Source organism: Lactobacillus sp. W8093 (assembly GCF_016100925.1).
In the GTDB taxonomy this organism is placed as follows: domain Bacteria; phylum Bacillota; class Bacilli; order Lactobacillales; family Lactobacillaceae; genus Lactobacillus; species Lactobacillus helsingborgensis.
This window is the reverse complement of the sequence record NZ_JACFRL010000003.1, coordinates 131,497-151,851: the sequence shown is the minus strand read 5'-3', so window position 1 is coordinate 151,851 and position 20,355 is coordinate 131,497. Positions and strand designations below refer to the sequence as shown.

Genomic DNA, 20,355 nt, shown 5'->3' with positions numbered 1-20,355 from the left:
ATAAAATAGAGGCTATACATGAATTTTTTGCTCGGAGATAAAATAAAGAGGCAGTATGACACTGCCTCAGTATTTCAGAGATAAATCCTATTTTTTATCAGACTTTTTTTCGTCTTCTTTTATTTTGGATTTTGCAACTTGCTTTGCGCTGTCAGCAACAATGTCAATTGCTTTACGCACATTAATGTCATGAGAAAGCATATCATCAGTCAGAGTATTACGGACAGTCTTTTCGTCCATGTTGTATTCACTGGCTAAGTTCTTAATTTCCTTGTCAATTTCTTCTTTTGAAGCTTTAATTTCTTCTTTTTTGACAATAGCTTCAAGAACCAAGTTAGTTTTTACTCTTTCTTCAGCATCCTTAGCAAATTGTGAGCGTAATTGTGCTTCAGTAGTATTAGTTATCTTGTAGTAAGTTTCTGGACTAATACCTTGGCGTTGCATATTTCCTAGATATTGATTCATTTGGGTATTAATATCTTCTTGAATCATTGCATCTGGAATTTTATCAATGGTAGCGTTATTAACAGCACCTTCGATAGCTGCTTGCTCAATTTCTTCTTTTGCAGAATCTTCTTTTTGAGCTTTCAAGTCCTTCTTGATCTTTTCTTTGAGGTCATCAAGAGTATCTACCGAGTCATCTACATCTTTAGCAAATTCATCATCTAATTTAGGTAATTGCTTTGATTTTACTTCATGAATCTTAGTTGCAAAGTGAGCTTCTTTTCCAGCTAAATCTTTTGCACCATAATCTTCAGGGAAAGTTACAACAACATCAACATCATCTCCAGCTTTATGGCCGATCAATTGGTCTTCAAAGCCAGGAATAAATGTGTTAGAACCTAGTTCAAGCGAGTAATCGTCTGCAGAGCCACCATCAAAAGCTTTGCCGTCAATTGTACCCTTGTAGTCAATAGTTACGGTATCGCCCTTAGCTGCAGCACTCTTTTTCAAGACTAATTCAGCATTCTTTTCGCGTTCTTCCTTCAGCTTGGCATCGATATCTTTGGCATAAACGCGAGTATTTTGCTTAGGAACTTCAATTCCCTTGTATTCACCTAATTTAACTTCTGGTTCAACAGTAACTGTGGCTTTCATTTGCCAATCCTTGCCCTTTTCCATTGAAACAGGCAAAATTTGAGGTTGACCAACAGCAGCAACATCAGCTTCTTTGATAGCAGCAGAATATGCTGCTGGTAAAACGATGTTTAATGCGTCTTCATATAATGATTCTTCACCGTAATATTGATCAAAAATAACACGGGAAACGTGTCCTTTTCTAAAGCCCGGGACACGCAGACTATTTTTCACTCTCTTAAATGCTTGATCTAGCCCACGCTTTACTTCAGCTTGGGGAATATCAAAAGTAAGTTCACCGGTAGTTTTATCGGTTTTATTCCATTTTACAGACATTAATTAAATACCTCCAATGTCAAGTTAAATTGCATCGTTACATACTAAATTATCTTACATTAAACGCTCGTAAAAAACAAATTTAGGCAAAAAAAGATGTACTTCTATGAAGAAGTACATCTTTTTAAACTGTCTTTTAACGAACTAGTCAAGAATTTCAGTAACTTGACCAGCACCAACAGTACGACCACCTTCACGGATAGTGAACTTAGTACCCTTTTCAATGGCTGCTGGTTTAATTAAGTTAACAGTAAACTCTGTGTTATCACCAGGCATAACCATTTCAGTACCTTCTGGTAATTCAATTTCACCTGTAATATCAGTAGTGTGGAAATAGAATTGTGGACGGTAGTCTGAGAAGAATGGAGTATGACGTCCTCCTTCTTCCTTCTTCAGTACGTAAACTTGACCCTTAAACTCGTGGTGAGTTTGAATTGAGCCAGGTGCAGCTAGAACTTGTCCACGAACAACTTGGTCACGGTCAATACCACGAAGCAATACACCGACATTATCTCCGGCTTCACCTAAGTCCAAAGTCTTGTGGAACATTTCCAAACCAGTAACAACTGATTTAAGAACTTTATCAACTAAACCAACAATTTCAACTTCATCACCGATCTTAACTGTACCACGGTCAATACGACCAGAAGCAACAGTACCACGACCAGTAATAGTGAAGACATCTTCAACTGGCATTAAGAAAGGCTTGTCAGTTTGACGTTCTGGAGTTGGGATATATTCATCAACTGTATCCATCAACTTCAAAATAACTTCTTCTTGTTCCTTGTCGCCTTGTAATGCCTTCAAAGCTGAGCCACGGATAACTGGAATATCATCACCAGGGTAATCGTATTCAGTTAATAAGTCACGAACTTCCATTTCAACTAAGTCGATCAATTCTGGGTCGTCAACTAAGTCAGTCTTGTTTAAGAAAACAACGATGTAGTTAACACCAACTTGACGAGCAAGCAAAATGTGTTCACGAGTTTGAGGCATAGGACCATCAGTTGCCGCAACAACTAAGATAGCTCCATCCATTTGAGCAGCACCAGTAATCATGTTCTTGATGTAGTCAGCGTGACCTGGGGCATCCATGTGGGCGTAGTGACGATTTTCAGTTTCGTACTCTACGTGAGCGGTATTGATAGTAATACCACGTTCTTTTTCTTCTGGCGCAGCATCGATTTCTGAGTAATCTTCAGCCTTAGCCAAGCCCTTTTCTGATAAAACTTTAGTAATAGCCGCTGTTAAAGTGGTTTTACCATGGTCAACGTGACCGATAGTACCAATGTTTACGTGTGGCTTTGTTCTAACGTAATGTTCTTTTTCTGCCATTAAAATGACCCTCCTGTAAATTTGCAAGAAGTCCGTTGAGTAAGTAACGGATAGTTCTCTGTTGAATATTGTACTACTTTCATTGGCAAATGCCTAGTATTTTAATGCATAGAGCCATGCCTAATGAAAACGTCCTTTGCTATTATACTAAATACTTTGAAAAAGTAAAGGTATTTGTCCAATTTTATTCGGATATATTATGATCGATTCTCTCAAACAGTTTTTGATTGCTCCTACCATCTTGGTTTTCAATATATGAAGCAATATCACTGGCAAAACTATCTGGATCATCAACATACTTACTTAGTTTAGGATAAAGACTGCCTAAAATCAAATTTACTTCGCCTAAAACGGCTGGAAGTTGGCTCGGTTTATGATAATATCTCGATCCAATACCAGAAACAACTTCACGATAAATCGGCTCTTTTTCAAGCAAGTTAATTTTTTGCGGGATAAACTCCTCAGTCTGCCCTAACACTAATACTTTTAGCTTTTCCTTAATGCCTAAGCGAAATAAATCCTCACATAAAACTATGCGGCTAGCAAAATTCAAGCTAGGATCAATTAGTAAGCTTTGAGCATAATTTTGGAAGTTAATTAAATCAAGTTTAAAAAGTTGCTCATAGTCAAATTTTGTCGGTTTGCTTTTTCCTTTAAAATTGAGCATTATTTGCTGCTGCTCTTTTAAAGGAACAGGCTGGATTTTATCCGGCAAATCATAACCGGTAATATTTTTCACTTCAAGTGCTTCAATCAAAAAGTTATTCGCCTGTAAAACTTTACTATAAACAGAGAAAACTTGGGCATCAGTAAATAAATCTTTTTCTTCTTTAATTAGTTCATAGGCTGAATAATTCTGCCCATTCTTAATGTACATCTGACAAAGATTGAGAACAATTGTATCACTGTAGCCATCTCTTAAAGCTTCTTCCAAATATTGAACTGCTTGGGGAAAGTCACCATTTGCTGCAACTTTATTTGCCAAATTAAGCAAATTTTTTTGACTTAACGACGTCATTATTTATCTTTCTTGACAATCCTTTGACCAGTCTTATTAACATCAACTGGATGATGGGTTTCTTCCTTCGTCTGCTCATTTTTGCTATTTCTTTTTTGCATAGCACGGTGGCGATTCTGATTAACTTCCATTACTACTGGTAAAACCACTGGTCTGCGATTTGTTTTACGATATAAAAACTTTTCCAAATCGTTACGGACATCTTGTTTAATTTCAGTCCAATCAAATTTTTTATGTTCAAAATTGTTGTTAATGGTCTTTTTAATCAGTTCAATGCTGTCACGCATTAACTGCTGGTTGGCCTTAATATAAACAAAACCCCGACTTGTTACCTGTGGTTGAGCTATAATTTTTTTCTTACGCCGGTCAATCGTAACTACAGCAATAAAAATACCATCATCTGACAATACTTCACGATCGCGCAGTACGATGTTGCCAACATCGCCAATACCAGAGCCGTCAATCATTGTATCTTCTCCTGGAACCGGATCAGTCAGGTAAAGTCGTTCTTGGTTAAAATCGTAGCTTAAGCAATCACCATTTTTCGTGATAAAAATATTTTCTCTTTTTAGTCCGGCTCTGATAGCTAAATCTTTATGAACCTCAAGCAGTCTGTATTCACCAATTACAGGAATTAAGAATTGGGGCTTTAAGATACCAATTAGAAGTTGGAGATCCCTGCCGGTAGCGTGACCACTAGTATGCTTAGCTTTACCAAGCTGGATAACAGTGCCTCCAGCACGATAAACCAGATCACTAGTTTGCGCCACAATCGTTTCAACAGAATGGGATGGTGTTGTAGCAATAAAAACCAAATCGCCTTTATGAATTGTGATCATGCTATGGCGCTTTTTAGCCATTTTTTGCAAGGAATTTAAAGGTTCTCCCATTTGACCCGTTTCAAGAATGACGGTTTTTTCATCAGGAGTTTCTTTTAAATTTTTAACCCGCATTAACAGACCTTTAGGAACTGTTAGATAACCCAAGCTCATAGCTGTTCGCACTATTTTAGCTAAGTCTCTGCCAGTCAATAAAACACGTCTACCAGTTTTATGGGCGGCATTTAATACTTCTTGAATTCTGATTAAATTGGAGGCTTTAGCCGCTACAATTACTCTGCCCTTGGCATTACGAAAAACATTCGTTACATAATCCCCAATATCTTGTTCTGCAACGTTAGGAAGTGATGCTTCAGCATTGGAAGAATCACTTAACAGTGCCAATACCTTTTTATGTGCTATTTCTGCTAAACGATCCAGATCCGTGCGGTATTTGGGTGCTGCTGAAGGATCAAATTTGAAATCTCCTGTGTAAACAACTTCACCTGCAGGGGTATGCACATCAATTCCCAAAGAGTCAGGAATAGAGTGTGTTGTAGGGAAAAATGAGATATTAGCATTCTTAAATTCAATCTCAGTATCTGCATCGATCACATGAAAAAGACTATTTTTGCAACGTTTGTTTTCGCGTTTAACAGTAATCTTGGCTAGTTCAATTGTTAGTTGTGAACCAAAAACGGGTATGTCGTACTGGCGTAAGATATAAGGCAAAGCGCCGATAGAATCAGCATGTCCGTGTGTTAAAAAGATGCCGACAACCTGATCGCCGTATTGTTCAAAAAAGTCCAGATCTGGAATAACCAAATCAATTCCAAACAACGTACTATCAGGATATTTAAGACCGGCATCAAGAACAAAAATTTCATCATTAACTTGAACGGCGAACATGTCTTTTCCTTGTTCACGAACACCGCTCAGAATCATAATTTTAACTTGATCAGTCATTATATTTCCTTTTCTTTAATTTTCTATTCAGTTGTTATTTAGGGATCGTGTGATCACAACGTAAAAAGTATCTTTTTTTATTCTAGCATAAAATAGCAGTTTGACAAAAATAAAAAAGCCAGTTCAAAACTTTGAACCAGCTTTTTGACATTGCAAATGAAATTAACGACGTAAACCTAATTTCTTAATTAATTCACGATAACGATTAATATCCTTATTCTGTAAATAACGAAGCAAGTTACGACGGTGACCAATTTTCTTTAACAAACCAACATAAGAGTGGTGATCATGTGAGTGATTTCTCATATGCTCAGTCAGATTGTTAATATCAGTAGTCAAGATTGCAACTTGAACTTCAGTTGAACCAGTGTCACCTTCGTGAGTCGCAAAATTTTTAATTATTTCATCTTTTTCTGCTTTTGAAATTGCCATTATTTTTCACCTTTCACTAGAATAATTGCCGTTAACAACGTTAACCGTCAGGTGTGAGCGCGCAAACAGCGTTAACGGTTCACAACAATAGTATAATACAGACAATTTTTTTAAAAAGCAAGTATAATTTATCTTGCATCTGCATTTATCTTTCAGTATAATCTATAAAGTAGAATTACGATTGATGGAGGTGAATTTTTATGCCACAAATTAAATCAGCTATTAAGCGTGTTAAGACTCAAGATGCTACTAGAAAGCGCAATGCCGCTCAAATGAACAAATTAAGAACTGCTATTAAGAAGTTCAAGACTGCTCAAGCAGCTGGTGCTGAGAACGCCTCCGAATTACATGTAGAAGCAGCTCGTGCATTAGATAAGGCCGCTTCCAAAGGTCTTATTCACAAAAATAAAGCTAACCGTGATAAGAGTCGTTTAGCAAAACTTGCAAAATAATGATCTTGATTATTGATAATCAAAAAAGACAGAAATGAATATCATTTCTGTCTTTTTTTGCTGTAAATATCAAACACTCAGGATAAAAAGTCTTAAAAAATTCTCACTGCGATATTGTCCGTTTTTATAATTAAAATCAAGTTTAATGGCTTCTTGTAATAATTTTTCTAATTTTTGTAAACCTATGTTATTCCTGAGAGCCACCTTAACTCGAAATGGGTGTACACCTAACTCACGCACAATTTCTGCCTCACTTCTCCCTCTGGATTGCAACACCTTTACCACCAAAATAAACTCTATTTGGTTTTCAAAAACAGCTAAAAGCTGCACTGGACTGTTACCATTATGTAGTTGATTATCTAAACGTGTTAGTGCTTCTTGATAATTTTTCCTTAAAGCAACTTCTAAAATAGCGAATATATTTTGTGCTAGTGACAAATCAGTGTTCTTTTCAACTAATGCAGTTGTGATTTTCTGATCGATTGCCGTCATTTTCAGTTTATTGTAGTTACTCAAAACCGTATCCAGCACTTGATCGCTACGCTCCAAAAGCAATTTAAGGGCATCGTCTGTTATTTGGTATTTTTCACTTGTAATCAGCCCTCTGACTACTTTTTTCAGTTCATAGGGCTTTGCTTGGGCTTCAACGACGTTAAAATTTTGCGTAATAATTTTAGTTATTTTCTTGCGCCGATCCAGTTTTTCATATGACGCTACCATTATTATCACATCATCCAGTTGGGAACTATTTTCAAAAATATTTTGTAATTGCTCAACTTGTTTATGATATTTTTGTGGTACTTTAGCGGTCAGAAAAAAAGGGTTCTTAACGGTCAGCACTTTTTTTTGACTAAAAAGGCTCGATTCAGTGAGAGCTGCAATTAATTTATCTAATCCATCTGTTTCACAATCAACCATTACCCTTTCATAGTCTGAGAATTGTTCTTCCTGCAGATAGGACTTAGCAAGATAGTCGTTTAAAAAAGTATCAGACCCACTAATGAGCGTATTTAGAGTGTTTTGCTGGGAATTCTTAAATAAAGAAAGTAACGTCATTTTTTTGCCACCGGTAAAAATTGTTTAAATTTTGGTTTCATTAATCCGCCATAGTTCCAAGTTATCATACCACAGTCCTGAGTGGAAGCCCATGAGATATGTTGGTTTTGCAGCGTTCCAATTGTTTCTTCATGTGGATGGCCAAACCTATTATGACGTCCGGCAGATACAAAAACTCTTTCCGGCTGTAAAGCTTTTAAAAAATCCGAATTGGAGGCTGTCCGACTGCCATGATGACCTAATTTAAAGTAATCTGCGTGTAAATGGTACTTAGCCATGATTTCTGCTTCCCCTGCTTGACCTAGATCGCCAGTAAACAACCACTGCTTACGGGCTAATTTAAATGTTAATGACAAAGAATCTTCATTTTTGCCAATACCCGGCTTAAACGGGTAAACAATTGCAAAAGAAATATGTGGATATTTAACATTTTGCCCAGCTAATAATTGCACAACCTGCTTTTTACCAATGCGCGAGGCAATTCGTTTACGAAAGGAAGGATTGTCTAGAAGTCCTTGAGCCATGTATAATTTTTTTACCTTAACTTGATCCAGCAATGGTCCCAAGTCTCCCACATGATCTGCATCTTGATGACTTAAAAATATACCATCAATCTTGCTTATTCCCTGTGCTTTTAAAAATGGAATTGTAATTTTATTAACTTGCGGAGTTACTTTTTTACCGTTAAAGTTTAATTTTCCACCAACATCAATCAGAAAAACGCGTCTAAATAAGGGAGTAGATATTAATATGCTGTCCCCTTGACCGACATCAATAAATGTTACCTGTCCTTGCAACGGAAAATGGATGCTGAGAAAGACTATTAAATAAAAGAACAAGGTGCCTTTCAAAAGATATTTTTTAAATTTAATGCTAGAAGTTTGTTCATTAATAGCCACTAATATTGCAGAAGTTAGTAAGAGCAAAAATAAGCACTGCCACCAATTGATTTTACCAAAAGTAAATAATCCGATCTGGGTTCTAGAAAGCAGCGCAATTAATTGCTCACTCTTTTCTAATATTCCTTCAAACAGCCAACTCAAATGTGGCATCATTTTAAATACGATTAAATTTAAAAATGTCGCTGGCAGCACAACCCAATTAAAATAAGGCACGATAATCAGATTAAAGATAACCGTTAGAAAATTAAACTGGAAGAAATAAAACAATAATAAAGGTAAGAGGAGCAAGTTTAAAGCAACAGATTGCTTAAAGTTCGTCATTTTATTTGTTAATTCTAATCCTAGTGCCAAGATGTAACTTAATAATGCACCAGTACCGAGCATTAAACGCGGATTGATAAGCAAATGAATTATCGCCGTCAGCCCTAACAAATCTGGTTTATTTATTTGTAGTTTATTTAAAGTTAAAATCTTGCCAATAATATAAGTCAAACTTGCTCTCACAAAACCTGCTTGACCATTACAAAGAAATATCCCTAACAGCAAAATGAGTAAACAAAAACAAAAGGCTTCATTTTCAGTCAACTTGAAAAAATAACAAATCGTACTAATTACGAGGGTATAAATACCAACATGTAAGCCTGAAATACTCAAAATATGAATGACACCAAGATCGCGATAATTGTTTAAGATCGGTTGAAAATCTTGACTGGGGTTTTCCCCTAAGAGCAGTTCATAACTGAAGAAAGAAAGTATAGGTGGCATTTTATGCAAGTAAGTCTTTAAACGATAGCGTAAATAATGTAAATAATTCCAAAACCCTCTTTTTTCTACTGTAAGATTGCAACTAGTCAATTTTACTTGTTGAGTAATGTTCTTGCTGCGATAAAAAGAGCGTAAATCAAATTGGCCGTAATTAGAAGCAGGCTCAATTTGACTTACCTCACCAGCCAAATGAGAAAAAGTAATTTGATAACCCTGAGCAATTTTTCTAAGCTGATTAGGAGTTAATTTTCCCGAAATTAAAATTCTGCCGCCCGGTGCTTTTGCCTCAGCGGAAAACCAATCATCCGAAATTTTAACCTGATCAGGATAAACGTCGACAGTGGTATGAGGCGTCAGCATAAATTTCGTTTCTTTGTTATCGACATGGAAAATAATCGCCATCAGAAGTACTGACAGTAAAATAACCCATTTTAAGTTGCTAAATTTATAAATTAATAATAATGTTAAAAAGCTAATCAAAGCATAACTGACCAATTTTTGCGTTACAGTTTGTTTTTGAAAAATAATAAAACTTAAACCAATTAATAAAAGTCCTAATAATAAGAAAAAGCCTGGTCTGAGAATGCTAAATTTCCAGTTGATCCTTAAGTCCTGCAAAAGTTTTGTCCCCTATTCCAGAAACATGTTTAAGTTCGTCAATTGCTTTAAACTGGCCATTTTCTTGCCGGTAACTAATAATTTGCTGAGCCTTTTTTTCACCTATGCCATTCAGTTTTTGTAATTGAGCTGCGTCCGCTGTGTTAATATTGACTTTATTATTTTCAGCTACACTTGTATCGCTCGCCACTTCAGCTGAATTTGGTTCAACACTGTCCGAAGAATAAGATTCAACAATCGCCTTTTTAGTGATCTTTTCACCTTTATAGGGAATACGAATTTTATCCTGATCATTCAAAATTAGTGCCCGATTAACATTTTTGATTTGGGCATTGGTTTTTAATCCGCCTGCAGCAGTGATTAGCTCATTTAAGCGAGCTCCTTTTTTTAACGTATAAACACCTTGATTTTTGACTGCACCAGAAATATCACACGTAACATTTTGCGGTTTAGCAATTACTTGTTTTTTTGCGGCAGCTTTTACCTGTTCTTTATCATTCTCGTCATTATCAAGGCTTTCTTTATTCGCAAAGGCAGCACTTTTATTCTCATTAAAATCGATCAGTTCATCTTTTTGCGTCTCTTTTCTTGTCCACATGACAAAAATTAAAACTAGCAAAACAAGTCCCACGGCAAAATAGAGTTTGTATTGCGCAATAAAATTCTTAACTTTTTCCCAATCCATTGTTTTCAACTCCCACTTTTAAGTACGAAAAAAGCTCAAAAAATTTTGAGCTTTTTAGATTTTAATGGAAATTTTTACGTAAATAATTGAGAGCATCATCAAAAGTACGAACAGGAACAATTTTCATTTTTGTTCCGATCTGTTTAGCTGTCTTTTTGGCGACGACATAATTGTTGGCCGTTTTTTTCAATCCACCAGTATCAGTAGGGGCAAAGAATACCTCGGCACCTGCCTTATCTGCAGCAACCACTTTTTTATCTACTCCACCAATGATGCCGACTTTTCCAGAAGGAGTAATAGTGCCTGTGCCGGCAATTTTATGACCCTTTGCTAAATGTTCACCCGAGAAGATTTCATAACTAGTCAGCGTAAACATCAAACCTGCAGACGGTCCACCAATATCGCCTGCATTAATAGTTAACTTGGGCTTGGTTTCAACTTTAGTATGCTCAACTAATTGAATACCAATACCTGGCTTCCCTGTTCCCTTGACTTTAACGATTTTACCGGTAAAAGCAATTTTTTTCTGCTCTCTGAGAACTGTTATCTGTACTTTTGAGCCGATTTTTCTCTTTTGCAGGTAATTGATCATTTCTGCAGTAGAACGGAATCTATGACCGTTAGCGCCTAAAACAGTATCACCAATTTGCAATTTTTTTCTAAAACTCGAACCTTTTTGTACTTGCATTACATAAACGCCTTGATAATGCAACTTAGGCTTAAGTCCAGCTTTCTTAGCAGCACAATAAATAGCATTTTGCTGACTGGTTTCCATATACCAATTTTGCAGTTCTTGATACTGGCTATTTGTGGCGCTGCCTAACAGTTCTTCTTTGGGAACCCGGCTAACATGTTTTTGGGTAAAACTAAAAAGGTATTGCCATACTGAAGCTGGCTGACTAGTTTCACTTACTGTAACCAAATAAAAGTTATTAGGTGCCTTTGAGTTGCTACGCATAAATTGTCCTGTAGACACTGCGTTACCGGGCATTTCAATATAATAATTGGTTGGCCAATTTAAGCCAATAAATATTACAGCGACTGTTAGAATTAACAGGAGGAACTTATTTAGTCTACTCCTTTTTTTTGTCGATTTTTTTGGTTCATTCATCTTTTTCTTTACCTATTTTTTTCCTAATTGCTGCAGCTGCTTTAGCAGGTAAAAATGATTTGGTATCACCATTAAAATTAGCAATTTCTTTCACAATGCTGGACGCAACAAAACTATTCTCTGGTTTGGTAAAAAATAGAACAGTAGTTACGTCCGGTGCTATTTCTTTATTCATTTCCGCGATTTGTTGTTCATATAAAAAATCAGCGTTGTTTCTGACGCCCCGAATAATAACATTAGCCTGAAGATCATGAGCAACATCAACCGTTAAACTATTCGGCCTTAACAGAACCGTCACATTTTTTTCCTCTTTGACGGCATCCTGTGCCAAGGATTGTCTCTCCTTTTCAGTAAAAAGATATTTCTTGGCCGTATTAGTCATTATTACAACATAAATTTGATCAAAAATCTTGGCAGCTTGCTGAATAATATCAACATGACCATTTGTCAACGGATCAAAACTTCCTGGAAAAATAGCGGTACTCATTAATTTTCCTTTCGATAAAAGCGCACAATTGTCTTACCTAAATGTTTTTCCTGCATTAACTTAAAGCCTTCAACCTGACCTAATTCAGTTTCATCATCAGTTTCAGCCACCACAATAGCATCTTGGCCTAATAAAGCTAATTTAAGCATTTTTTTCATGTCAGACACAATGTGTTGCTTGGCATAAGGCGGATCTAAAAAAACTAAATCGAATTCTTGTCCGTCACCTGCTAGCTTATTTAGAGCAACATTACTCGGCATTTTATAGATAGAAAAGCGATCAGGTTCTTTAGTAAGAGCAACATTTTTACGAATTATTTCTACGGCTTGATAATTAATATCAACTATTACAGCATGGTGACATCCCCTTGAAACTGCTTCAATTCCTAAGGCTCCGCTTCCACCGTAAAGGTCTAAGACCTTGCCTCCTGAAAAAAACTGACCTAAAGCGTTAAAAAGTGATTCTTTAACTTTATCACTTGTTGGTCTGGTTTTTTGACTCTTAAGAGTGTATAAATTGCGCTTGGCGTATTTACCAGAAATAATTCTCATAACAATTGTTCCATATCTTCCTGTGTTTCTTGTAACTTCTTTTCAGCTTGGACAGCCAAATCACTTATTTGTTTTTCAATATGATCACTTGAAAGATCAATCTGATCCCAACTTGATTTCGTAACTTGGTCGACAAAATCAAGCGCGTTTAGTTCCTCCCTAATTTCATCAGCATCCTTTTGATTAACATATAAAATGCAGTAAGCACATTTTTTGGAGAAATAGACTATATCCCCATAACGTCGTAATTTGTATTGATTGTTAACAGACTTTAAATAAACAATCAAACTCTGTCTTTGATTAATATTTTTATGCTCCAAATCTTTTTCAATACTCATTCAAGTTCTTCTTTCTCTTTTTTAATTCGTTCATTAGCAGAAATATTTAACACAATACCAATTGCAGCTGAAAGGACGAGCAAAGATGAGCCACCATAAGAAATAAAAGGTAGAGTAACACCCGTGATGGGCAATAAGCCTAAAACAGCTCCCACGTTAAAAAATGTTTGGGTAAAAATAATTGTGGCAATGCCAAAACAAACCAGTGCGTTGAATTGAGAAGATGCCTTGTTGCCAACTTCCATTATGCTAAATATCAGGTAAAATATCAGTCCCAAAACCAGTAAAGCTCCTATTACCCCAATTTCTTCGGCAATAATAGCCAGAATAAAATCAGTATATGGTTCAGGAAGATAGCCCCTTTTTTGCATACTGTTTCCTAACCCAACGCCAAGTAGACCACCATTATGAATAGCATAATATGAATTAACTAATTGTGCTCCGCCCTTTTGCTCTAATTCAAATGGATGGAGAAAGGAGAGAAAACGCCGGTACTGGTAACTTTCCTGCAAAAATTCTGGATTCCACTTGATTATCAAAAATACTAACAAAAAGACACTGATGCCGATTCCAATCAGACAAAGCACCGCGTTTTTAGCAGGGACACCTGAAACAGAAAACATCACAATCACTATCATTGCTAGTACTGCAGTACCGCCAAAGTCTGGTTCAATAATAACTAAAAACATCATAAATGCTGCTAAGATGGCCGGTCTAGAGAGGTTTTGAATAATGTGCCCCTTCTTAAAGGACCCATCATGGCGGTCTAAAAAATAAGCTAGATAGATTACGAGAGCCAACTTGGCTATTTCAAGAGGTTGTATTTTGATAATTTTCAAATCAATCCAGCCAACTGAGCCGTTAACAGCAGCTGCAGATCCTTTGAAAAGTTTTAAACAGATCAGATAAAACAACATTAAAAGACAAATCACTAAAAAGCCGGCAACAAATCTACGACTTTTGAAAATGCCTAATTTTAAAAAAAAGCACAGAGCACCAACCAAAAAAATTGCGCAAAACGCGTATATTGCTTGTCGAATACCATAGATAGCTGGATTGAAGCCATTTACCAATAAAATATCAGAACTGGCCGAATAAACCATCACTATGCCAAAAACAACCAACAATATATAAGGCAGTAAAATATTATAATTTAAATGGTGAAGTTTTTGTCGCACAAGTTGACCTCTTCCCTGTGATTAATACACGTTCATTATAAAGCATTATAAAACAAAAAGGGCACCACTTCATCAGTGAGTGCCCTTCTTAAATAATTTATTTATTTTTATTGCGTCTCTTATCAGCTTTTTGTCGCTCAGAAGTGTTCAGGATTTTCTTTCTTAATCTGACGGATTCTGGTGTTACCTCACAGTATTCATCATCATTTAAAAATTCGATAGCTTCTTCTAGAGTTAAAGTCTTTGGGGTTCTAATTGCAGCGGCATGGTCCTTACCCGCAGCACGAGTATTAGTCAAGTTTTTACCCTTAATGACATTAACAGCAATATCACGATCACGTGATGATTGGCCGACAATCATTCCTTCATATACTTCAACACCGGCACCAATGAATAGTTCTCCACGTTGCTCAACTGTCTGTAAAGAGTAAGTAGTTGATTTGCCTTGGCTAATTGACACAAGTGCACCGTTTTGACGGCCAGGCTCCCAGTTTTTCACAACTGGTTTATATGAATCAAAGCTGTGGTTCATAATGCCGTAACCACCTGTTTGGGACATAAATTCATTGTTATAACCAATTAAGCCTCGGGAAGGAACCAAAAAGTCTAAGCGAGTTTGATTATTGCCCGTTGAAGCCATATTTTTCATTTCACCTTTTCTTTGAGAAAGTGAATCAATTACGGAACCAACATACTCGTCAGGTGTATCAACTTGCACTGCTTCAAATGGTTCACACATTTTGCCGTCAATTTCGCGGTAAATAACCTTTGGTCTTGACAGTTGCAATTCAAAACCTTCACGACGCATTTCTTCGACTAAAATCGAAAGGTGCAGTTCACCACGACCAGAAACAGTCCAGGCGTTTAATTGATCAGTAGGCTCAACTCTTAATGAGACATCAGTCCGAGTTTGCTTGATTAAACGGTCTTCCAGTTTCTTAGGCGTAACCTTGTCACCTTCACGTCCAGAGAAAGGAGAATCATTGGCAACAAAATCCATTTGCAAGGTTGGTGGATCAATTTTCAGAATTGGCAATGCTTCAGGATTCTCTGCTGATGCAATAGTTTCACCAACAAAAATATCGTTAATACCACTGATAGCAATTATATCGCCGGCCTTTGCCTCAGTGATTTCATTACGCTTCAAGCCGAAGAAACCAAATAATTTGGTAACTCTAAAGTTTTGGGTAGAACCGTCACGTTTCATAACTGTGATATTGTCACCGACTTTGACCCGACCACGGTAAACTCGGCCAACGCCAATTCGGCCAACATAATCGTCCCAGTCAAGCATTGTAATTTGGAATTGCAGAGGCTCATCAGAATTATCAATTGGTGCAGGAATAGATTTGATAATCGTATCAAATATAGGGTTCATAGTCTCTTTCTGCTTGGCTGGATCTGGATCGTATGAGGACGTACCATTTAATGCAGAAGCATAAACAACTGGGAAATCTAATTGTTCATCGTTTGCCCCTAACTCAATGAATAATTCCAAAACTTCATCAAGAACTTCTTTTGGACGAGCACCTGGACGGTCAATTTTATTAATAACTACAATAGGCTTAACCCCAGCTTCTAATGCCTTTTTAAGTACGAAACGAGTTTGCGGCATAGTTCCTTCATAGGCATCTACTAGAAGCAAGGCACCATCAACCATATGCATAATACGTTCAACTTCGCCACCAAAATCGGCATGTCCCGGAGTATCCAAGATATTGATTGTAGTATCGCCATATTTAACCGCAGTGTTTTTGGATAAAATAGTAATACCACGTTCACGCTCAATATCGTTTGAGTCCATTGCCCGATCTTCCAGAGCCATATGTTCAGGGAGAGTGTCGGATTGCTTCAATAATTGGTTAACCAAAGTAGTTTTACCATGGTCAACGTGAGCTATGATAGCTATATTCCTAATATCGTTTCTTCTTTTTTCTGACAAAAGTAATTCCTCCTCCACTCCTCAATAAAAAAACTGTGACCATGTCACAGTTTCGGCGGCACGTCAAAAACATGCTAATCGAAGTGTTTCATATCTGTATATTTACGCTCATTGATTTTACCACCTAACTATATACTGGTCAACGTTTATCCCTCTTTTTCAAATTAAAAATTTAGTATAGAATAAAAAGCAGACAAATTAGTTTACTTTATGTTACAAATATAACTATAAACTTTTATGAAAGAGTGAATTTAATTGATATTAATGAAAGATATTACCCGTGATGGTAATCCTGTGTTACGTAAAGTCGCTAAACCATTAACTTTTCCTTTAAGTGAACACTACCAAAACTTAGCTAAAGAAATGATGGAGTATCTTGTTAATTCTCAAGATCCCAAAATTGCCGCAAAACACCAACTAAGAGCGGGTGTAGGCTTAGCAGCTCCGCAGGTAGGTGAAAGTGTCCAAATGGCTTCACTATTAGTTCCTAACGATAAGGGTGATATAATTTTTAAGGAAACTTTTGTTAATCCCGAAATATTGTCTGAATCTGTTAGGCAAGCATGTCTCAGTGAAGGTGAAGGCTGCTTAAGTGTTGATAAGGTAATTGACGGGTATGTCCCTAGACCTGACAAGCTAAAGGTCCACTACTACACTGTCTCCGGAGAAGAAAAAACCGTACGCTTAAAAGATTACCCTGCAATTGTAGCATCCCATGAAATCGAACATCTACGGGGACATCTATTTTATGATCGCATTAATAAGGAAGATCCATTCAAACTGGATGATGATACTGTTATAATTTATTAATTATTTTAAAAATATTTAAGCCGTCTTTTTTGATTTGACGGTTTTTTTAATAAAGCTACTAGAACTTGATTCTATACTTGATTTATTATGTATGGTAGAATTTTATTAGCTATTGGGTACTTTTTGTTATCCAAAATATGAACGTTTTATAAACTGAATAAGGAGAATACAAATATGATCTACAAAGTTTTGTATCAAAAAGACAAGGTTGTCAACCCTAGACGAGAGACAACCCAGACTCTTTACCTTGAAGCCGATAATATGGTGGCAGCAAGGACTATGGTTGAGGAGAATACCCCCTATAATATTGAACTCATCCAAGAATTAGCCGGAAATTCGCTAACTTACGAAAAAGAACATGCCGACTTTAAATTGACCTCTTTTGAGAGTAAGAAGTAGTTTTCGTGCGCATTAAAAATAATGAAGTTGCCGTCGTTGCAATCGGGGGGTTGCACGAAATAGGCAAAAATATGTATTGTGTTCAATACCAAGATGAAATTATTATCATGGATTGTGGTATTAAGTTTCCTGAAGATGATCTTCTTGGTATTAATTATGTAATTTCTGATTATTCGTATTTAATTAAAAACCGGAAAAAAATTAAGGCACTTGTTGTGAGTCACGGTCACGAAGACCATATTGGCGGTATTCCGTTTTTACTGGAAAAAATTCCAGAAATTCCGGTTTATGCCACTCCTTTTGCTTTGGCTCTTATTAAAGGAAAACTCGAAGAACACGGCATTCTGCGGACAACAGAATTGCACGAGGAGCATGAAGACACTGTCCTTAAATTCAAAAAATTAACAGTGACTTTCTTTAGAACTACCCACTCTATTCCTGATACTCTGGGTATAGCCGTTCATACTCCGCTGGGTGCAGTCGTGTTTACTGGTGACTTCAAATTTGACTTAACACCCGTCATGAATCAGCCAGCCCCTGATTTTCAAAAAATGGCTAAATTAGGTAACGAAGGTGTTCTAGCTTTGTTATCTGATTCGACTAATGCTGAGGTAACGCAATTTACCAAGTCCGAACGTTTTGTAGCCAAATCGCTACACGATATTATTACAGGAATTCATGGTCGAATAATATTCGCCACGTTTGCTTCTAATCTTTACCGTGTTTCAACCGCTATTCAGGCGGCCAAAGATACCGGACGTAAAGTTGCCATTTTTGGACGGAGTATGGAAAATGGCGTGCAAAATGGGATTGACTTAGGTTACTTAAATGTTCCTGATGGTTTGATCGTTGATGCTAACGAAATCAACCATACCCCGGCAGAAGAAGTCATGATTTTATGTACTGGTTCTCAGGGTGAACCGTTGGCAGCTTTATCTCGGATAGCTAACGGCACTCACAGGCAAATAAGTCTGCAACCAGGAGATACAGTAATTTTCTCCTCTAACCCAATTCCAGGAAATACACTAAGCGTCAACCATTTGATTAATAAATTAATGGAGGGCGGCGCCAATGTCGTTCATGGCCGAATAAATAACGTCCATACATCTGGACATGGTGGTCAGGAAGAACTTAAAATGATGGTTCGTTTGACCAAGCCCAAGTACATGATTCCTGTTCACGGCGAATACCGGATGCAAGTCATTCATACTGAATTAGCACAGGCAGCCGGTGTCCCCGCAGAAAATACTTTTGTCCTTGAAAACGGCGAAGTAGTTTGTTTTGGTCCTGAAGGATCAAGAATAGCCGGTCACATTCCTGCGGGCGATGTTTATGTTGACACTTCAGGTACTGCTGATGTGGGCAATGTTGTTGTCCATGACAGACAAGTATTATCAGAAGATGGTTTAGTGGTTGTGGTAGCAACTGTTGATTATAAGCATAAACGTGTACTGGCTGGTCCCGACGTTTTAAGTCGCGGTTTTGTCTACATGAGAGAATCTACAGAATTAATTAATCAAGCACAAAAGCATATTTATCATGTGCTAAAATCTGAGATGGACAAAATGGAACACCCAAAAGACAGTGTAATCCGCAATGCGATAATCGCTAACCTGTCAGACTTTCTGTATTCGAAAACAAAAAGACGGCCAATGATCTTACCTATGTTAGTTGAGAAAAAATAAAAAAAGCCTGTTTTGTACGGGCTTTTTTGTATAATGAATGAAATTATATGAACAATAAATTAAAGATACACCTTTTAGTAAATGAAACTGCAGGCAATGGTCACGCTAAGTCTGTATTTGAGCAAACTACTGCATTACTCATAAATGATAATATTAATTTTGATACTAGAAAAAGCGATTACGCTGGTGAGGCAATTCGCATCGCTCAAGACTATGGTAATCGACCACATTCTTCAAATGAAATTTTATTAGTAATTGGTGGAGATGGTTCACTCAATGAAGTGCTTAATGGCATTAAGCGTTCAAGTAATCCTGCCACACCTATCGCTTATTTGCCCGCTGGTACAGGAAACGATTTCGGGCGTGCAGCCAATTTAACTGCTGATCCTAAAATTTTACTTGATCGCTTAAAAGGCGGAGTTAAGCCCGATCAAATTGATTGTGGTTCATTTGTTTTTCCTGATATTAATGAAGATAAAAAATACTACTTTGCCAATAGTTTTGGTGTTGGTTTTGATGCTTTTGTTAATCACAATAGCAATATTTCCAAATTAAAAAAATTACTGAACAGATTTAATGAAGGAAAACTAATTTATGGCTATAACGTTCTGGCAAGTGTTACTAGACAGGATACTTTTAGTGTCGATATTGAAACTAATAAACGTAAGGTCCATTTTGATGACGCCTTCTTGGTCACAACAACCAACCACCCTTATTTAGGTGGTGGCTTGCCTCTTTTACCTAGCGCAAAAATTGACAGCCACAAAATTGACACTGTAGTAGTAGAAAAATTTGGTTTGAGAAAATTAGTCAAATTATTTATTAATCTGCTTAAAGATGGTTCCCATGTTTATGATCCCCAATTCCATTATTTTGAAGCTAAAAAAATTACCGTTAAAACTAGGCAAAAAGAATATGCTCAAGTAGATGGTGAGGAAATTAAACGCAATACATTTAATGTTGAATTTTCCGTATCTAGTTTTAATTTATTGCGCTAATTTAATACATTTAAAAAAAGGACTAATCTCCGATATTCAATCGGAGTTAGTCCTTTTAATTTGAATATGATTCTAATGTTCAATGTAGTCTCTGATTGCATCTTCTAATTCAGTGAGATTTTTATATTGCTTTTCAAGACCGTAAAACATTTCTCGTTTGAGTATCCCTAAAAAGCCTTCCTCAGAACCATCATCAATTTGGTTGACTTTCCCACCCCATTAGGTCCTACCAGACCAATCACTGTGGGCTCCAAGGGAATTTTAAAGTTAAGATCATAAAAGACCGGCTTTTTGCCGTAGTTTTTCTTCACCCGCTCAAAAATTATTGCTCCTTGATGATTAGACTATAATTAAAAATGTAAAAATAATTTAATCATTATTTTTTTAAAATGGCAA

19 protein-coding genes and 1 pseudogene are annotated in these 20,355 nt (G+C 36.6%); 5 read left to right on the top strand and 15 right to left on the bottom strand.

Going from position 1 to position 20,355, the window contains the following annotated elements; translation table 11 throughout:
* Positions 1–87: 87 nt before the first annotated feature.
* From tig to rpsO, 5 genes are all read right to left on the bottom strand, one after another.
* Complete coding sequence (gene tig, locus H3T47_RS03045; protein WP_038522436.1) at positions 88–1,413, bottom strand: trigger factor; 1,326 nt, start codon at positions 1,411–1,413, stop codon at positions 88–90.
* A gap of 144 nt (positions 1,414–1,557) precedes the next feature.
* Complete coding sequence (tuf, locus tag H3T47_RS03040; RefSeq protein WP_038522433.1) at positions 1,558–2,748, bottom strand: elongation factor Tu; 1,191 nt, start codon at positions 2,746–2,748, stop codon at positions 1,558–1,560.
* A gap of 184 nt (positions 2,749–2,932) precedes the next feature.
* Positions 2,933–3,766: a tetratricopeptide repeat protein gene (locus H3T47_RS03035; protein ID WP_199282495.1), complete on the bottom strand. Its 834-nt coding sequence runs from the start codon at positions 3,764–3,766 to the stop codon at positions 2,933–2,935.
* Positions 3,766–5,550 (bottom strand): ribonuclease J, encoded by a 1,785-nt coding sequence (locus H3T47_RS03030; protein ID WP_046327068.1) that lies wholly within the window; start codon positions 5,548–5,550, stop codon positions 3,766–3,768. The genes H3T47_RS03035 and H3T47_RS03030 overlap by 1 nt, the downstream gene beginning before the upstream one ends.
* A 162-nt stretch (positions 5,551–5,712) precedes the next feature.
* Positions 5,713–5,982, bottom strand: coding sequence for a 30S ribosomal protein S15 (rpsO, locus tag H3T47_RS03025; protein WP_038522425.1), 270 nt, complete (start codon positions 5,980–5,982; stop codon positions 5,713–5,715).
* Positions 5,983–6,182: 200 nt separating this feature from the next.
* On the opposite strand from rpsO, the gene rpsT reads away from it, so the two are divergent.
* Complete coding sequence (gene rpsT, locus H3T47_RS03020) at positions 6,183–6,434, top strand: 30S ribosomal protein S20 (RefSeq protein ID WP_038522422.1); 252 nt, start codon at positions 6,183–6,185, stop codon at positions 6,432–6,434.
* A gap of 69 nt (positions 6,435–6,503) precedes the next feature.
* Here the strand turns inward: rpsT and holA are convergent, their stop codons facing one another.
* The 9 genes from holA to typA all read right to left on the bottom strand — a co-directional run bounded on the left by holA (position 6,504) and on the right by typA (position 16,067).
* Entirely contained in the window at positions 6,504–7,490 is a 987-nt protein-coding gene (gene holA, locus H3T47_RS03015) for a DNA polymerase III subunit delta (RefSeq protein WP_199282494.1), read from the bottom strand.
* Positions 7,487–9,775: a DNA internalization-related competence protein ComEC/Rec2 gene (locus H3T47_RS03010; RefSeq protein WP_199282493.1), complete on the bottom strand. Its 2,289-nt coding sequence runs from the start codon at positions 9,773–9,775 to the stop codon at positions 7,487–7,489. The genes holA and H3T47_RS03010 overlap by 4 nt, the downstream gene beginning before the upstream one ends.
* A complete protein-coding gene (locus tag H3T47_RS03005; RefSeq protein WP_199282492.1) occupies positions 9,744–10,460 on the bottom strand; it encodes a helix-hairpin-helix domain-containing protein in 717 nt (238 codons plus the stop codon). The genes H3T47_RS03010 and H3T47_RS03005 overlap by 32 nt, the downstream gene beginning before the upstream one ends.
* A 61-nt stretch (positions 10,461–10,521) precedes the next feature.
* Positions 10,522–11,571, bottom strand: coding sequence for a SepM family pheromone-processing serine protease (locus H3T47_RS03000; RefSeq protein ID WP_199282491.1), 1,050 nt, complete (start codon positions 11,569–11,571; stop codon positions 10,522–10,524).
* Entirely contained in the window at positions 11,564–12,058 is a 495-nt protein-coding gene (coaD, locus tag H3T47_RS02995; RefSeq protein ID WP_109918324.1) for a pantetheine-phosphate adenylyltransferase, read from the bottom strand. Before coaD ends, H3T47_RS03000 begins: the two co-directional genes overlap by 8 nt.
* Positions 12,058–12,609, bottom strand: a complete 552-nt coding sequence (rsmD, locus tag H3T47_RS02990) for a 16S rRNA (guanine(966)-N(2))-methyltransferase RsmD (protein ID WP_199282490.1) — start codon at positions 12,607–12,609, stop codon at positions 12,058–12,060. The genes coaD and rsmD overlap by 1 nt, the downstream gene beginning before the upstream one ends.
* Positions 12,606–12,947, bottom strand: a complete 342-nt coding sequence (locus tag H3T47_RS02985) for a YlbG family protein (RefSeq protein WP_038522403.1) — start codon at positions 12,945–12,947, stop codon at positions 12,606–12,608. Before H3T47_RS02985 ends, rsmD begins: the two co-directional genes overlap by 4 nt.
* A complete protein-coding gene (locus H3T47_RS02980; protein ID WP_046327060.1) occupies positions 12,944–14,125 on the bottom strand; it encodes an FtsW/RodA/SpoVE family cell cycle protein in 1,182 nt (393 codons plus the stop codon). The genes H3T47_RS02985 and H3T47_RS02980 overlap by 4 nt, the downstream gene beginning before the upstream one ends.
* Before the next feature lie 97 nt (positions 14,126–14,222).
* Positions 14,223–16,067: a translational GTPase TypA gene (gene typA / locus H3T47_RS02975; protein WP_199282489.1), complete on the bottom strand. Its 1,845-nt coding sequence runs from the start codon at positions 16,065–16,067 to the stop codon at positions 14,223–14,225.
* A 255-nt stretch (positions 16,068–16,322) separates the two neighbouring features.
* Between typA and def the strand changes: the two genes are divergently transcribed.
* The 4 genes from def (at position 16,323) to H3T47_RS02955 (ending at position 19,959) form a co-directional block, all read left to right on the top strand.
* Entirely contained in the window at positions 16,323–16,877 is a 555-nt protein-coding gene (gene def, locus H3T47_RS02970) for a peptide deformylase (protein WP_038522395.1), read from the top strand.
* Positions 16,878–17,051: 174 nt separating this feature from the next.
* A complete protein-coding gene (locus H3T47_RS02965; protein ID WP_038522392.1) occupies positions 17,052–17,276 on the top strand; it encodes a DNA-dependent RNA polymerase subunit epsilon in 225 nt (74 codons plus the stop codon).
* Between the two features lie 5 nt (positions 17,277–17,281).
* The gene (gene rnjA, locus H3T47_RS02960; RefSeq protein WP_046327058.1) at positions 17,282–18,961 is read left to right on the top strand and encodes a ribonuclease J1; all 1,680 of its coding nucleotides are present in this window, start codon (positions 17,282–17,284) and stop codon (positions 18,959–18,961) included.
* Between the two features lie 47 nt (positions 18,962–19,008).
* Positions 19,009–19,959, top strand: a complete 951-nt coding sequence (locus H3T47_RS02955) for a diacylglycerol kinase family protein (protein WP_199282488.1) — start codon at positions 19,009–19,011, stop codon at positions 19,957–19,959.
* On the opposite strand, the pseudogene H3T47_RS02950 reads toward H3T47_RS02955, so the two are convergent.
* Positions 19,956–20,163 (bottom strand): annotated as a pseudogene (locus tag H3T47_RS02950) (IS3 family transposase); the annotation flags it as partial. The gene H3T47_RS02955 and the pseudogene H3T47_RS02950 overlap by 4 nt on opposite strands.
* Positions 20,164–20,355: the final 192 nt, after the last annotated feature.